Consider the following 15,286-nt stretch of genomic DNA (forward strand, 5'->3'; position numbering starts at 1 on the left):
AATATATTATATTAATCTAGATGATTAGGTGGTAAATCCCATTGCAACATGATTTTTCACCAACAACTTGACCTTTTGCACCATAAGCTATAGGTTGTGAAGTCAGTGAAAATTAAAATAATCATTTTTGTTAAAATTTAAATTGAGAATGAACGCATAATTACCCACTTAAAACAACAAAAATAGAATAGTTAGTCATTTACTGTCTGGATGACAGAGAAGCAAAGGGAGAATTGCAATGGCTCTATATGATCCAAGTTTAGAGAAAGACAACTGTGGATTTGGTTTGATCGCCCACATGGAAGGCCAAACCAGCCATAAATTAGTCAGAACCGCGATTTCAGCATTAGATCGCATGACCCACCGTGGCGGCATCGCAGCCGATGGTAAAACCGGTGATGGCTGTGGTCTATTACTACAAAAACCAGATAGTTACCTACGACTCATCGCTGAAGAAAAAGGCTGGAAGCTCGCCAAACAGTATGCGATTGGTATGATTTTCTTCAGCCAAGATCCGGTTAAAGCGCAATCAGCGCGCGATATTATCAACAAAGAACTGGCGCAAGAAACACTCACAGTGACAGGCTGGCGAACCGTACCAACGAACCAAGCTGTACTTGGCCCTATTGCTGCCGAATCCGTGCCTGATATTCAACAAGTCTTTATTAGTGCTCCAGCGGGTTGGCGTGAACGAGACATTGAACGACGCCTTTACATTGCTCGCCGTCGCATTGAAAAACAGATCACCGAAGATCGTGATTTCTATATTTGCTCACTATCGACTCAAGTCATTGTTTACAAAGGCTTGTGCATGCCTGCAGACCTACCGCGCTTTTATCTTGACCTAGCTGATCTACGGATGGAATCAGCCATTTGCTTGTTCCACCAGCGCTTTTCAACCAATACTCAGCCACGTTGGCCACTGGCACAGCCGTTCCGCTACTTAGCGCACAATGGTGAAATCAATACTATCGAAGGGAACCGTCAATGGGCGCGAGCACGGGCTTACAAATTTGCATCTCCCCTACTACCGGATCTGCAAACCGCCGCGCCATTTGTCAATGAAACAGGTTCCGATTCATCAAGCTTAGACAACATGCTCGATCTGTTTTTAGCGGGGGGAATGGATATTTTCCGTGCCATGCGTATGTTAGTGCCGCCGGCGTGGCAAAATCACCCTGATATGGACCCAGACCTTCGTGCCTTTTACGACTTTAACTCAAAACACATGGAGCCGTGGGATGGCCCGGCTGGCATTGTGTTATCGGATGGCCGTTATGCTGCCTGTAACCTTGATCGCAATGGCCTTCGCCCTGCGCGTTATGTGATCACCAAAGATAAACTCATCACCCTCGCCTCTGAAGTCGGAATTTGGGATTACGCGCCCGATGAAGTGGCTGAAAAAGGCCGCGTTGGGCCCGGTGAACTGCTGGTGATCGACACCCGCCATGGGAAATTGTGGCAATCTAGTGAAATTGATAACGATCTCAAAAGCCGCCACCCTTATGGCGAGTGGATGAAAAATAACGTCCACCGATTAACGCCATTTTCTGAACTCAGTGACGACTTGGTGGGCGAGCGCAGCTTTGACAATGACGAGCTGAAAACCTATCAAAAACAGTTTGCAATGAGCAACGAAGAGATTGATCAAGTACTGCGCGTACTGGGAGATGTAGGCCAAGAAGCGGTGGGATCAATGGGTGATGATACGCCGATGGCGGTGCTCTCTTCGAAAGAGCGCTTGGTTACCGATTATTTCCGCCAAAAATTTGCCCAAGTTACGAACCCGCCTATCGATCCACTACGTGAAAAGCACGTGATGTCACTGGCCACCAGCATCGGCCAAGAGATGAACGTGTTCTGTGAAACCGATGGTCACGCTTATCGTGTTACCTTTGATTCACCTATCTTGCTCTATTCCGACATGCAACAGCTATTGGAGCTCAGCGACAAACACTATCGCAATACCATTTTAGACATCAATTACGATCCACAGCATAAGGATCTCAAGCAAGCTTTGCTCGAACTTTGCCAACAAGCAGAGGAGGCCGTACGCCAAGGCTCGGTATTGATCGTACTATCTGACCGCGCTTTGCATAAGGATAAACTGCCGATCCCAGCGGCAATGGCCGTGGGCGCAGTACACACTCGCTTAGTCGAAGCCAATTTACGCTGCGATGCAAACATCATTATCGAAACCGCCACCGCACGTGACCCTCATCAATTTGCGGTCTTAATCGGCTTTGGCGCAACCGCCGTCTACCCTTACTTGGCCTACGAAACGCTCGGCAAAATGATTGATGATGGCACGTTGGAAAAAAGCTATCGCGAGGTGATGCAAAACTACCGGTACGGTATCGACAAAGGTTTATTGAAAATCATGTCGAAAATGGGCATTTCAACCGTTGCCTCTTATCGCTGCTCGCAGCTGTTTGAAGCGGTTGGCCTACATAGCGACGTAGTTCAGTTGTGTTTTAAAGGCGTCACCACGCGTATTCAAGGTGCTAACTTCGAAGACTTCCAACAAGATCTATTTAATTTAGCGCGCAAAGCGTGGACCAAACGTAAAACGCTCGAACAAGGTGGCTTATTAAAATACGTGCATGGTGGTGAATACCATGCCTATAACCCAGATGTGGTTGGTACCTTACAAGCCGCAGTTAAATCAGGTGAAAGCGCCGATTACCAAAGCTTTGCCCAGCAGGTCAACGCACGCCCCGTCGCGATGCTACGCGATTTACTGCGCTTAAAAAAATCAGCGACACCGCTAGCACTGGAAAAAATCGAACCCAGTACGGAGCTATTTAAACGTTTTGATTCTGCGGCGATGTCGATTGGCGCCTTAAGCCCAGAAGCTCATGAAGCGTTAGCGACCGCAATGAACCGCTTAGGTGGCTACTCCAACTCTGGTGAAGGTGGGGAAGATCCACGCCGTTTTGGCACTGAACGTAACTCCCGTATTAAGCAGGTCGCATCAGGGCGTTTTGGCGTGACTCCGCATTACCTCACCAATGCTGACGTGCTGCAAATTAAAGTGGCGCAAGGAGCGAAGCCGGGTGAAGGTGGCCAACTTCCCGGCCATAAAGTGACCGCAGAAATTGCCAAGTTGCGCTATTCAGTACAAGGCGTAACCTTAATTTCGCCACCGCCGCACCACGATATTTATTCGATTGAAGATTTAGCCCAGCTGATTTTCGATCTCAAACAAGTTAACCCAAAAGCTTTGGTTTCGGTCAAATTGGTTTCAGAGCCGGGCGTTGGCACCATTGCCACTGGCGTTGCCAAAGCCTACGCCGATCTTATCACTATTTCTGGTTATGACGGCGGTACAGCGGCTAGCCCGCTCACCTCGGTAAAATACGCTGGTAGCCCTTGGGAACTCGGCCTTGCTGAAACCCAACAAGCGTTAGTCGCAAACGGCCTGCGCCACAAAATTCGACTTCAAGTTGACGGTGGTCTAAAAACAGGACTGGACGTGATTAAAGGCGCGATTTTAGGTGCCGAAAGCTTCGGTTTTGGCACAGCTCCTATGGTCGCGATGGGCTGTAAATTCTTACGGATTTGCCACCTTAATAACTGTGCGACGGGCGTAGCAACGCAAGATGAAACGCTGCGTAAAGAGTATTTCAAAGGCTTACCTGAGATGGTGATGAACTATTTCATCGGTCTTGCCGACGAGGTCCGTGGTTACTTGGCACAGTTGGGCGTTGAAAAGCTCACCGATCTGATTGGCCGCACCGATTTACTAGAAGTACTTGAAGGGATGACCGCCAAGCAAAGCAAATTGGACTTATCCGGTTTATTGGAAGCGCCAGTATCCGCTCAGGGTCATCCGCTTTACTGGACTCAACCCAATACACCGTTTGATAAAGGACAACTTAACCAACAATTTGTCGATGACGCTTTAGCGGCAGTTGAAGCACAACAATCGATCAGCTTGTATTACAACGTACAAAATACTGACCGCTCGCTCGGTGCTCGCCTATCTGGTGAAATCGCCAAACGTTATGGTAACCAAGGTGTGGCCGCCTCGCCGATTAAAATTTATCTCGATGGCACAGCAGGTCAGTCATTTGGTGTATGGAACGCGGGTGGTGTTGAGCTTTACCTTACTGGTGATGCCAATGACTATGTTGGTAAAGGGATGGCAGGCGGAAAGCTGGTCATCAAACCCCACCTTGGTACCGCTTTTAACTGCAACGACGCTACGATCATCGGCAACACCTGTTTATATGGCGCAACTGGCGGCAAGCTGTTTGCGGCTGGCAAAGCGGGAGAGCGTTTTGGTGTGCGTAACTCTGGCACTATCACGGTTATCGAAGGCGCTGGTGATAACGCTTGCGAATACATGACAGGCGGAATCGTCGCCATTTTGGGTGCAACAGGCGTTAACTTTGGCGCGGGTATGACGGGCGGCTTTGCTTACGTGATGGATGAAAACGGTGATTTCCAAGGTCGAGTCAACAGTGAATCAGTAGAGGCTATTTCATTGCAAGATCTCTACATTCACCAAGAACATTTACGTGGTTTAATTGCCGAGCATTTGGAAGAGACGGGGTCGGTGCATGCTGAACAGATCTTAGCGAACTTTGATGAATGGATTCCAAAGTTCTATCTCATCAAACCCCAAGCGGCGGATCTGCAAACCCTACTCGGCCATCAAAGCCGCAGTGCCGCCGAACTTCGCGTTCAAGCGCAATAATTGGAAGGAGCCAGATTAATGAGCCAGAACGTATACCAATTTATTGATGTGAATCGAGTTGATCCGGCAAAAAAGCCGCTCACTATTCGCAAAATCGAGTTCGTCGAAATCTACGAACCCTTTACCAAACAGCAAGCGACCGCTCAAGCGGATCGCTGCTTAGATTGCGGCAACCCTTACTGCGAATGGAAATGCCCAGTACACAACTACATTCCGCAATGGCTAAAACTGGCCAACGAAGGGCGCATTATTGAAGCCGCTGAACTCTCGCACCAAACCAACAGCTTGCCCGAAGTCTGTGGGCGAGTCTGCCCACAAGATCGCCTCTGTGAAGGCTCTTGTACCCTAAACAATGACTTTGGTGCGGTCACCATAGGTAACATCGAAAAATACATTAACGACAAAGCGTTTGAGATGGGCTGGAAACCAGACATGTCGCACGTGGAGTGGACGGATAAGAAAGTGGCGATCATTGGTGCAGGCCCAGCAGGCCTAGCCGCAGCCGATATTTTAGTGCGCAACGGGGTGAAGCCTGTGGTGTTTGATCGCTATCCTGAAATTGGTGGTTTGCTAACCTTTGGTATTCCCTCTTTCAAACTTGAAAAAGGCGTAATGGAAAACCGCCGCCGCATTTTCAGTGAGATGGGCGTCGAATTTCAGCTCAACATCGAAGTAGGTAAAGACATCACACTGCAGACGCTGCTTAATGAATATGATGCGGTTTTTCTCGGTGTAGGGACTTACCAAAACATGCGCGCAGGGCTAGAAAATGAAGAGGCAAACGGTGTTTACGATGCTCTACCCTTCTTAGTGTCAAATACTTATAAAGTGATGGGTTTGGAATCGCCCCAACCATTTATTGATATGGCGGGCAAAAAAGTCGTGGTACTTGGAGGCGGAGACACTGCGATGGATTGCGTGCGTACTTCCATTCGCCAACATGCCGCCAAAGTGATTTGTGCCTACCGACGCGATGAAGAGAACATGCCGGGTTCACGCCGAGAAGTGAAAAATGCCAAAGAAGAAGGCGTAGAATTTATGTTCAACCTGCAACCGCTCGCCATTGAGGTCAATGAACAAGGCCAAGTGAGTGGCGTTAAAGTGGTGCAAACCGCTTTAGGGGAGCCTGACACTGCTGGGCGTCGCAAGCCCGAGCCCGTTGCGGGCAGCGAACATGTGTTGGCAGCCGACGCCGTCATTATGGCGTTTGGTTTTCAGCCACATGCCATGCCATGGCTTGAGCCATTCGGCGTTGAACTTGATCAATGGGGACGCATTAAGGCCGCGTCGCAGCAATCGTTCCAGTACCAAACCAGTAATGAAAAAATTTTTGCTGGTGGGGATGCCGTGCGCGGCTCCGATCTGGTCGTCACGGCCATTGACGAAGGGCGCAAAGCCGCAGAAGGAATACTTGACTACTTAGGCCTTTAAGCCTTAACTGCTTAATATCCTTGAAGGATTCATGGTAACGTGAATCCTTTTTTCTTAGGCCATTTTCCTTCAACCATCGACACTGCAGCTTGCTTGTATTTTGGCGATTGGTAATGAGGATTCATTTGATAAGGACTATCATGCGCGTAGTACTAAGTTTACTGATGTTTGCCACACTAACCGCTTGCAGCCAAGGAGTGACAACTATGACCGATCGCACTGCGACCCCTTGCGGAAATAAACCGAATTGCGTTTCGACTCAAGATGAGCGTAACGCGTTCTCGCTCTCTCCCTTTATCCTCAAAACAGGCGTCTCTGTAGATAAAATCGAAGCGGTAGCGCTTTCTATTCCTCGCTCTAAAACGGCGGTGAAAGAGGACAATTATCTCCGCATTGAATGCACCAGTCGTATTTGGCGATTTGTGGATGATCTTGAACTTAAGATAGAGAACGGCCGTTTAATCGTACGATCTGAATCGCGCATTGGTTATTCAGATATGGGCGTCAATCGTAAGCGAGCAGAAACACTGCGAGAAAACCTCACCAAAGCAGGCTTGATTGAATAGTTGCTCAATATCGCACTGGCGGAAAGTTTCGTGCTAAACTTCGGCCAATTTTGCTATACCCAAACAACTTGGAGTTGCAGGTAGGCGGCAAGTGAGTGAGTCCCCATGAGCGTAGGCAAACTATGTGATTGGGGTGAGCGAACGTAGCCAACACCGCTGCGGCCTCAAGTAGGAAGGGCATATTCACCAGATATTTACTATTAACCGAATATTTACTACTAACCGAATAAGAGAAACCTCATGAAAATCGGCATTATTGGCGCGATGGAGCAAGAAGTCGCGATATTAAAAGACGCAATCGACAATGTTCAAGAAGTCAGCAAAGCGGGCTGCACCTATTTTTCAGGTCAAATCCATGGGGTGGATGTGGTGCTGCTACAATCTGGCATTGGTAAAGTCGCCGCAGCCATTGGCACCACTCTTTTACTTAATGAATACCAACCAGATGTAGTGATTAACACCGGTTCTGCAGGTGGTTTTGACTCAAGCTTAACCATGGGTGATGTAGTCATTTCAAGCGAAGTTCGTCACCATGATGCCGATGTAACAGCATTTGGCTATGAAATGGGGCAAATGGCAGGTCAACCAGCTGCTTTCAAAGCGGATGATGCATTGATCCGCGTTGCAGAACAAGCACTCACACACATCAAAGATAAGCACGCGGTACGCGGCCTGATTTGTACCGGGGATGCTTTCGTTTGTACCGCTGAGCGTCAAAGCTTTATTCGCCAACACTTCCCAACCGTGATTGCGGTTGAGATGGAAGCTTCAGCAATTGCACAAACTTGCCACCAATTCAAAGTGCCTTTTGTGGTCGTTCGTGCCATTTCAGATGTAGCCGATAAAGCGTCTCCGATGTCCTTTGATGAATTTTTACCGCTTGCCGCACAAAGCTCATCAGAAATGGTGATTAAGATGGTCGAACTCCTTAAGTAAGCAGTGACAGACTCAACATGGACGAGTTAATCACCTACTTGTACGCCAACGGTACGCTCCTCGTTATGTGGGGAGCAGTTGCCTTTCATCTTATTTTACCCATCCCGCGTAACGCTCATCCCGTCACTTTGTGGCGAAAATTTGCGGAAATATTAGCGGATAAAGTCAATACCAGTAACAGTTATTCACAAAGCCTACTTTCCGGCTCACTGGCTTGGCTATTGATGTGCCTACCCGCATGGGTCACCTTAGTCGCGTTAAAACCTTTGGTATGGCAACCTCAACTATTTGATTTAGCGCTACTATTACTCGCATTTGATTGGCGTAGCCAAGAATTATTAGCCAATCAGCTTATCGATGCACTCAGCAAAGAAGACAAAAAATACGCTCGCAGCGTGCTTGCCCCTTTTGTGAATCGTGAAACCGATAGCTTGTCAGCGCTGGGGTTAGGTAAGGCGGGGGCTGAAACCGTCATTGTTGGCTATGGGCGCAACGTGATTGCAGTGCTGTTTTGGTACGCCTGTCTTGGCGGTATTGGCGCGTTGATGTACCGTCTCATCGCTGAACTCGCCAGAGCTTGGGCGCCTTCGCGAGCGGCGTTTCATCCTTTTGGTATTCCATCGGTACGCTTGCTGGCTGTGCTTGACTTTGTGCCACTGCGCCTATTTAGCCTATTGATTATCATTGGTCGCAACGCATCAAACATCTTCTCAGCCATGTTACAACAAAGCCGCTTATGGCCACTCCCGGGGCCTGCATGGCTGTTAACCGCCGTCGGCAATAAACTATCACTGGCCTTAGGTGGCCCAGCTATCTACGGTGATAAAAAAGCCCTGCGCGTAAAAATAGGCGGACGTATCGCCCCATCAGCCTTCCACCTTGCGCAAATCCAAAAACTGTTAGCTTGGCGTATTTTCGCGTGGATAGCTTTAGAGAGCGCGATACTGCTGCTCGTCCATCAAGGATTTTAGATGCGTTTACTGTTTCTCAATATTGTCGTCACGCTGTGCGTGGCTTTTCCAGTTCAAGCGCAAGTTAAACGCATCATTAGCTTAGCGCCTCATGCCACGGAATTGGCCTTTGCGGCTGGCCTTGGTGATAAATTGGTGGCCGTCAGCGAGTACAGTGACTACCCAGCACAAGCACTCAAACTCGAAAAAGTGGCCAATTACCAAGGGTTGAATATAGAACGCATTCTTACCCTAAAACCGGATTTAGTGATTGCTTGGCCTGCGGGCAATCCGGCGAAGGAGCTCGATAAATTAGAACAGTTAGGGCTGACAATTTATACGACAAAAACTCAAAAACTCGATGACATTGCCAATAATATTGAAGCACTTAGCCAATTTGCCGATGATCCGAGTATCGGCCAGCAAGCGGCGCGTGATTTTCGTCAATCACTCATCACTCTGAAACAGAGTTATGGCAGCCAAAGTAAAGTTCGTTATTTCTATCAACTCAGTGAAAAACCGATCATCACACTGGCCAAAAGCAGTTGGCCCAGTGAGGTCTTTGAATTTTGTGGCGGCGAAAATATTTTTGCCAACAGCGCATCCCCCTACCCTCAAGTTGGGATTGAGCAAGTGCTGCTGGCTAAACCTGATGTAATTTTCACCTCTGAACATGCGATAAAAAATGGCACGATGTGGCAAAAGTGGCAACAGCAACTACCCGCTGTACAAAACGGGTTTGTGTGGGCACTGACCTCAGATTGGTTAAATCGACCAACGCCCAGAACACTGCAAGCGATAGAAGAAGTGTGTGAGTACTTTTCCGTCGTTCGCCAAAAACGCTAACGCTTGCGTAATAAAATCTCGTACAATTCCTGCCCGAATTTTGTTCCATTAACGACTAAAGAGAACCCAGTAACATGGACTCCATGCTGCTCTATCTTATTGACTTATTTGGTACGGCTATCTTTGCCATTTCTGGCGTATTATTAGCTGGTCGATTAAAAATGGACCCGTTTGGCGTGGTCGTGCTTGCGAGCGTTACTGCAATTGGCGGTGGAACAATTCGTGATATGGCATTGGGTGCGACGCCAGTTTTCTGGATAAAAGACACCACTTATCTTTGGGTCATTTTCATCACTTGTTTACTCACCATGCTGCTGGTTCGCAGGCCTAAACGCGTTGCTTGGTGGATATTACCCGTTTGTGATGCAATCGGTTTAGCGGTGTTTGTTGGCATTGGTGTTGAAAAGGCGATGAACTATCAAGACTCGGCCATGGTTGCGGTAATCATGGGCGTTATCACGGGCTGTGGCGGCGGTATTATTCGTGATGTACTGGCCCGTGAAATTCCAATGGTGCTACGCAGCGAAGTCTATGCTACAGCTTGTATCATCGGCGGTCTGTTTCATACCACAGCACTAGCGATGGGCTACGATAGCTCAAGCGCCTTTCTGGCCGGAGTCGCCTCAACCTTAATCATTCGACTTGGAGCGATCCGCTGGCACTTATCACTGCCCACTTTTGCACTGAATAAATAAAGCCGATTTCATCAAAACCACAAACAGTAACATGTACAGACGCTATGGGTTATGGTCGCTTTGCGATAAGATGAGCTAATCTATTCCTCATCGTCATTAATTATGTTGCTAGAAGGTATCGAAACTTTGCTGGTGCTGAGCAAAGAAAAAACCATGGGGCGTACGGGCAGCCTACTCTACATTAGCCAGTCCGCCGTTAGTAAGCGGATTGCTAATTTAGAAAAAAGGGTCGGTAAAAAGCTGATTGAGCCTGATGGCCGACAGATTAAATTAACCACAGATGCACAGGCCTTGGTTGAAACTATTGGCCCAAGCTTTAGTGAGTTATGCGGTTTAATTTTCGATCAGCAATCTTTTACGGATGCCACACTGATCAGGATAGACTGCTCAGAAACGTTAGTCGCTGGCTATATTAATACCACCATGGGGCAGTACCTCAAGCACGATAAGTTCATCACCATAACCACGAACCATACGCCGAGGATTGTTCAGCACGTTCAATCAGGCAAAGCGACATTAGGGTTTTGCGCAGGCTACTTACCCGTTAATCATGGGCTAATGACGTTTCATCTGGTAGATGAACCCTTTTACATTGTCAGCCAAACACCCTTATCTTCGTTACCTAAACAGCTCGTTACCAATGATTTATCCAACCCAGCGAACGCCTATCAAGTCGATATATTGGCGAAACTCGCCATCACGCCGCAGATGGAAATGGATTCGTATACGGCCGCAGCACAATTGGCATTAGGAGGCATGACGCCTGCTTTAGTACCACTTTCAGTGATTAAAGCGCTGAACATTGAACCTCGCTATTACTTTGATTTTGATGAACTGCAACCTTTGGTTCGGCCTGTTCATCTATGTCTGCGCAGCAATAGTTATCGCTCGCCAAGGGTCAAAAGATTGATAACAACCATTGCTGATGCTGTTGCCAAAGAAGTTTTATTGCCATCAACATCGACATCACAATAACTAATGGGCGGATCCATTTCTGCCCTTTAGTCACCACTATCTTTGCGCCCATTCTCGCCCCTAAAAAACCACCAACGGCCATCACTAGCCCTATCTTCCAAATCGGCAAGCCAGCAATAACAAAAAAAAGCAGCGCAGCAATGTTTGAAGTGAAGTTGAGAACCTTGGTTCTTGCAGTCGCTTCAATCAACGAAAAATGACCTAACACGACAAAACAGACCGTAAAAATAGACCCGGTGCCCGGACCGAAAAAACCATCATAAAAACCGATACCAAAACCGACCGTAAAAGCAAAAGCCGTTTCAGACAATGGAGCAGGCCCATTGTGGGTTTTCGTCGCGGGTGCAAGTAGAAAATAGAGTGAAATACCGATCAGCAACAGCGGGATTAAGCTGGTCAACAAACTGGCATCCATATGCTGCACAAGTTCAGCCCCACACGCAGCGCCGATAAAAGTACAAGCTATCGCCAACTTCATCTCTTTTAGGTTCACAATGCCATTGCGTACAAAATACCAAGTGGCGGAGAAACTGCCAAATGAGCTTTGCAGCTTATTGGTAGCCAGCGCTTGAGTCGGTGGCACGCCTACTGCCAGCAAAGCCGGCAAAGTAAGCAAACCGCCACCGCCAGCCATCGCATCAATGAACCCTGCAATCCCTGCAACCAAAAACAACAGGCCTAATACTTCCAGTGAAAGTTCCATTTCTTATCAACGCATTGAACAATAAAAACCAACAATAACACCACTTAAAAGGTGAAAATAGCGAAAGCCAAGACAACAACCCATTCCCATTTTTCATCAATTAAAAAGCTATCCTCTAAGCCAAATCTCTTCTTCATTGGTAAAACGATTCAATTCGGCCGAAAAAAAAGCCCGCTTAATTCAGCGGGCAATGAGGTTGTCATGTAGGTCTTAGACCTACTGATTTATTATTTTTTAACGCTTATGCTAAGTGTGCTTTCACTTGCGCGTGTAACTCTTGCACTGACGTAACTGATGACTTCGCATCGGCCGTATGAGACATACAGGTTGCAAAGGCAGCATTCAGTGTTGTGGTGTAGTTGACTTTTTGTGCTAATGCTCCACGACGAAGAACTTTAGAATCTTCAATCGCTTGACGCCCCTCGGCTGTATTAATGATGTAGGTGTATTCATTATTCTTAATACGGTCAAGAATATGAGGGCGACCTTCATGCACTTTATTCACCAAACGAGGGTTAATACCGGCTTCACCTAAAATTACAGCTGTACCGTGGGTAGCATCAAGCTGATAACCTAATTTCACCAGTTTCGACGCTAAATCAACCACACGCTGTTTATCACCTTCACGTACAGAGAGTAGAGCTCGGCCGCCTTCAGGATAAACATTACCGCAACCTAATTCCGCTTTTGCATAAGCTTCAGCAAACGTTGCACCCACGCCCATCACTTCACCCGTTGAACGCATTTCAGGGCCAAGCAGTGGGTCAACACCAGGGAATTTATTAAATGGCAGAACCACTTCTTTCACTGAGTAGTAAGGAGGAATGATCTCTTTAGTAAAGCCTTGTGACTCTAGAGACTGCCCTGCCATCACGCGCGCGGCAATTTTGGCAAGCGGTGCGCCCGTTGCTTTTGACACAAACGGTACAGTACGAGCGGCACGAGGGTTAACTTCAATCAGGTACACTTGATTATCTTTAACCGCAAACTGCGTGTTCATCAAACCGCGAACGCCTAATTCAAACGCCAGCTTCTCAACTTGTTCACGCATCACATCTTGGATTTCTTGGCTTAACGTGTAAGCCGGTAGAGAGCAAGCTGAGTCACCAGAGTGAACACCCGCTTGTTCAATGTGCTCCATGATGCCGCCAATAACGACACGCTCACCATCACAAATCGCATCGATATCGACTTCAATTGCATCATCAAGGAAGCGATCAAGCAGTACTGGGGATTCGTTAGACACACTGACCGCTTCGTTAAAATAACGACGCAGATCTTGTTCGTCATAGACGATTTCCATCGCGCGGCCACCAAGAACGTAAGACGGGCGTACCACCAGCGGGAAGCCGATGTCTTTCGATTTTTCAATCGCCTGTTCCATTGTGGTCACTGTTGCGTTTTCTGGCTGCAGCAGACCTAAACGATCAACCGCTTGTTGGAAACGCTCACGATCTTCGGCGCGGTCAATCGCATCTGGGCTAGTACCAATGATAGGCACTCCAGCAGCTTCAAGTGCACGAGCCAATTTCAGTGGTGTTTGACCACCGTATTGCACGATGACGCCTTTAGGTTTTTCAACACGAACAATCGCCAATACATCTTCGAGTGTCACTGGTTCAAAATAGAGGCGATCGGAAGTGTCATAGTCTGTTGAAACCGTTTCAGGGTTACAGTTAACCATGATGGTTTCATAACCATCTTCGCGTAGCGCGAGTGAGGCATGAACACAACAGTAATCAAACTCGATACCTTGACCAATACGGTTTGGACCACCGCCGAGCACCATGATTTTGTCTCTATCGGTCGGTTGTGCTTCACATTCGTCATCATAAGAGGAGTACATGTAAGCCGTATCAGACGAAAACTCCGCCGCACAAGTATCGACACGCTTGTAAACCGGATGAATATTATATTGGTCACGCATACGACGAATTTCACTTTCAGCCACGCCAAGCAGTGAAGAGAGACGCGCATCCGCAAAACCTTTGCGCTTCATCTTGCGTAGAACATCCGCATTTAAGCCAGCAAAACCGCCCGCTTTGACTTCTTGTTCCATTTTGACCAGTTCTTCGATTTGTACCAAGAACCAGCGATCAACGTTAGTCAGGTTGAAGACCCCATCCACAGACAAACCAGCGCGGAAAGCATCTGCGATATACCAAATACGCTCAGCACCCGCTTCTTTCAGCTCATGGCGAATTTTAGTCAGTGCATCTGGTGCGTCTAAATCAACCATTTCGTCTAGGCCGTTTACGCCAATTTCCAGCCCACGCAGTGCTTTTTGCAGCGATTCTTGTTGGTTACGACCAATCGCCATCACTTCGCCCACCGACTTCATTTGCGTGGTTAAGCGATCGTTAGCACCGGCAAATTTTTCGAAGTTAAAGCGAGGGATTTTCGTCACAACATAATCAATAGTTGGCTCAAACGACGCTGGGGTTGCACCACCAGTAATGTCGTTCATTAACTCATCAAGTGTGAAACCTACCGCCAATTTGGCTGCAACTTTGGCAATAGGGAAGCCCGTCGCTTTCGATGCAAGAGCCGAAGAGCGAGAAACACGTGGGTTCATCTCGATGATCACCATGCGGCCATCTTTCGGGTTGATACCAAACTGTACGTTCGAACCCCCCGTTTCCACACCGATTTCACGCAGTACGGCTAGCGATGCGTTACGCATGATCTGATATTCTTTGTCAGTTAGCGTTTGCGCAGGAGCTACCGTGATCGAGTCCCCCGTGTGAATACCCATTGGGTCAAAGTTTTCAATCGCACAGACTATGATGCAGTTGTCCGCTTTATCGCGAACCACTTCCATTTCGTACTCTTTCCAACCGATGAGTGATTCATCAATCAACAACTCGTTGGTTGGCGAAAGATCAAGGCCACGGCGGCAAATCTCTTCAAACTCTTCTTTGTTGTAAGCGATACCGCCGCCGGTTCCACCCATAGTAAATGAAGGGCGAATAATGCAAGGGAAACCCACCATCTCTTGAACGCGGTAAGCTTCTTCCATAGTTTTTGCCGTATCAGCGCGAGGACAAGCTAAGCCGATTGACTTCATCGCTTTATCAAAGCGAGAACGATCTTCCGCTTTATCAATCGCATCAGCCGTTGCGCCAATCATCTCAACGCCAAACTCAGCCAGAACACCATGCTTTTCCAGTTCAAGTGCACAGTTCAATGCAGTTTGGCCACCCATGGTCGGTAATACCGCGTCTGGGCGCTCTTTTTCGATGATTTTACGCACGACTTCCCAATGGATAGGCTCAATATAAGTCGCATCGGCCATCTCTGGGTCAGTCATGATAGTGGCTGGGTTCGAGTTGACCAAAATCACTCGGTAACCCTCTTCACGCAGAGCTTTACATGCTTGAGCGCCAGAGTAGTCAAACTCACAAGCCTGACCGATTACAATCGGGCCAGCACCTAGAATTAGAATACTTTTAATGTCAGTACGTTTTGGCATTGTCTACTAC

10 protein-coding genes are annotated in these 15,286 nt (G+C 47.8%); 8 read left to right on the forward strand and 2 right to left on the reverse strand.

Translation table 11 applies throughout. The features are described from left to right. Positions 1–238: 238 nt before the first annotated feature. From gltB to AACQ17_RS17240, 8 genes are all read left to right on the forward strand, one after another. The gene (gene gltB, locus AACQ17_RS17205; protein ID WP_094148031.1) at positions 239–4,702 is read left to right on the forward strand and encodes a glutamate synthase large subunit; all 4,464 of its coding nucleotides are present in this window, start codon (positions 239–241) and stop codon (positions 4,700–4,702) included. Between the two features lie 18 nt (positions 4,703–4,720). Beyond that, on the forward strand, positions 4,721–6,133 hold the full coding sequence (locus AACQ17_RS17210; protein WP_026029144.1) for an FAD-dependent oxidoreductase: 1,413 nt from the start codon (positions 4,721–4,723) through the stop codon (positions 6,131–6,133). Between the two features lie 140 nt (positions 6,134–6,273). Next, positions 6,274–6,699, forward strand: coding sequence for a DUF1499 domain-containing protein (locus tag AACQ17_RS17215; RefSeq protein ID WP_170935200.1), 426 nt, complete (start codon positions 6,274–6,276; stop codon positions 6,697–6,699). Between the two features lie 240 nt (positions 6,700–6,939). Next, positions 6,940–7,635 (forward strand): 5'-methylthioadenosine/S-adenosylhomocysteine nucleosidase, encoded by a 696-nt coding sequence (gene mtnN / locus AACQ17_RS17220; protein ID WP_013856098.1) that lies wholly within the window; start codon positions 6,940–6,942, stop codon positions 7,633–7,635. Positions 7,636–7,652: 17 nt separating this feature from the next. Then, positions 7,653–8,606: a cobalamin biosynthesis family protein gene (locus AACQ17_RS17225; protein ID WP_094146984.1), complete on the forward strand. Its 954-nt coding sequence runs from the start codon at positions 7,653–7,655 to the stop codon at positions 8,604–8,606. Beyond that, the gene (btuF, locus tag AACQ17_RS17230; protein WP_017047464.1) at positions 8,607–9,431 is read left to right on the forward strand and encodes a vitamin B12 ABC transporter substrate-binding protein BtuF; all 825 of its coding nucleotides are present in this window, start codon (positions 8,607–8,609) and stop codon (positions 9,429–9,431) included. A 74-nt stretch (positions 9,432–9,505) separates the two neighbouring features. Next, entirely contained in the window at positions 9,506–10,126 is a 621-nt protein-coding gene (locus AACQ17_RS17235; protein WP_013856095.1) for a TRIC cation channel family protein, read from the forward strand. Positions 10,127–10,228: 102 nt separating this feature from the next. Further along, positions 10,229–11,101 carry a LysR family transcriptional regulator gene (locus AACQ17_RS17240; RefSeq protein WP_094125844.1) on the forward strand — a complete coding sequence of 291 codons (873 nt, stop codon included), beginning with the start codon at positions 10,229–10,231 and terminating at the stop codon, positions 11,099–11,101. On the opposite strand, the gene AACQ17_RS17245 is transcribed toward AACQ17_RS17240, so the two are convergent. Together AACQ17_RS17245 and carB are read right to left on the reverse strand one after the other, a co-directional pair. Beyond that, positions 11,025–11,804, reverse strand: coding sequence for a TSUP family transporter (locus AACQ17_RS17245; protein WP_017047462.1), 780 nt, complete (start codon positions 11,802–11,804; stop codon positions 11,025–11,027). The two genes, AACQ17_RS17240 and AACQ17_RS17245, sit on opposite strands and share 77 nt — an antisense overlap. Positions 11,805–12,045: 241 nt before the next feature. Further along, on the reverse strand, positions 12,046–15,276 hold the full coding sequence (gene carB, locus AACQ17_RS17250) for a carbamoyl-phosphate synthase large subunit (RefSeq protein ID WP_017046523.1): 3,231 nt from the start codon (positions 15,274–15,276) through the stop codon (positions 12,046–12,048). Positions 15,277–15,286: the final 10 nt, after the last annotated feature.

Origin of the sequence: Vibrio sp. V10_P2A27P122, assembly GCF_963874335.1 — a bacterium.
Classification (GTDB): Bacteria; Pseudomonadota; Gammaproteobacteria; order Enterobacterales; family Vibrionaceae; genus Vibrio; species Vibrio anguillarum.

Bases quoted from the DNA above. Each gene is read 5' to 3' on its own strand.
- gltB (WP_094148031.1), top strand. From the start codon at position 239: ATGGCTCTATATGATCCAAGTTTAGAGAAAGACAACTGTGGATTTGGT.
- AACQ17_RS17210 (WP_026029144.1), top strand. From the start codon at position 4,721: ATGAGCCAGAACGTATACCAATTTATTGATGTGAATCGAGTTGATCCG.
- AACQ17_RS17215 (WP_170935200.1), top strand. From the start codon at position 6,274: ATGCGCGTAGTACTAAGTTTACTGATGTTTGCCACACTAACCGCTTGC.
- mtnN (WP_013856098.1), top strand. From the start codon at position 6,940: ATGAAAATCGGCATTATTGGCGCGATGGAGCAAGAAGTCGCGATATTA.
- AACQ17_RS17225 (WP_094146984.1), top strand. From the start codon at position 7,653: ATGGACGAGTTAATCACCTACTTGTACGCCAACGGTACGCTCCTCGTT.
- btuF (WP_017047464.1), top strand. From the start codon at position 8,607: ATGCGTTTACTGTTTCTCAATATTGTCGTCACGCTGTGCGTGGCTTTT.
- AACQ17_RS17235 (WP_013856095.1), top strand. From the start codon at position 9,506: ATGGACTCCATGCTGCTCTATCTTATTGACTTATTTGGTACGGCTATC.
- AACQ17_RS17240 (WP_094125844.1), top strand. From the start codon at position 10,229: ATGTTGCTAGAAGGTATCGAAACTTTGCTGGTGCTGAGCAAAGAAAAA.
- AACQ17_RS17245 (WP_017047462.1), bottom strand. From the start codon at position 11,804: ATGGAACTTTCACTGGAAGTATTAGGCCTGTTGTTTTTGGTTGCAGGG.
- carB (WP_017046523.1), bottom strand. From the start codon at position 15,276: ATGCCAAAACGTACTGACATTAAAAGTATTCTAATTCTAGGTGCTGGC.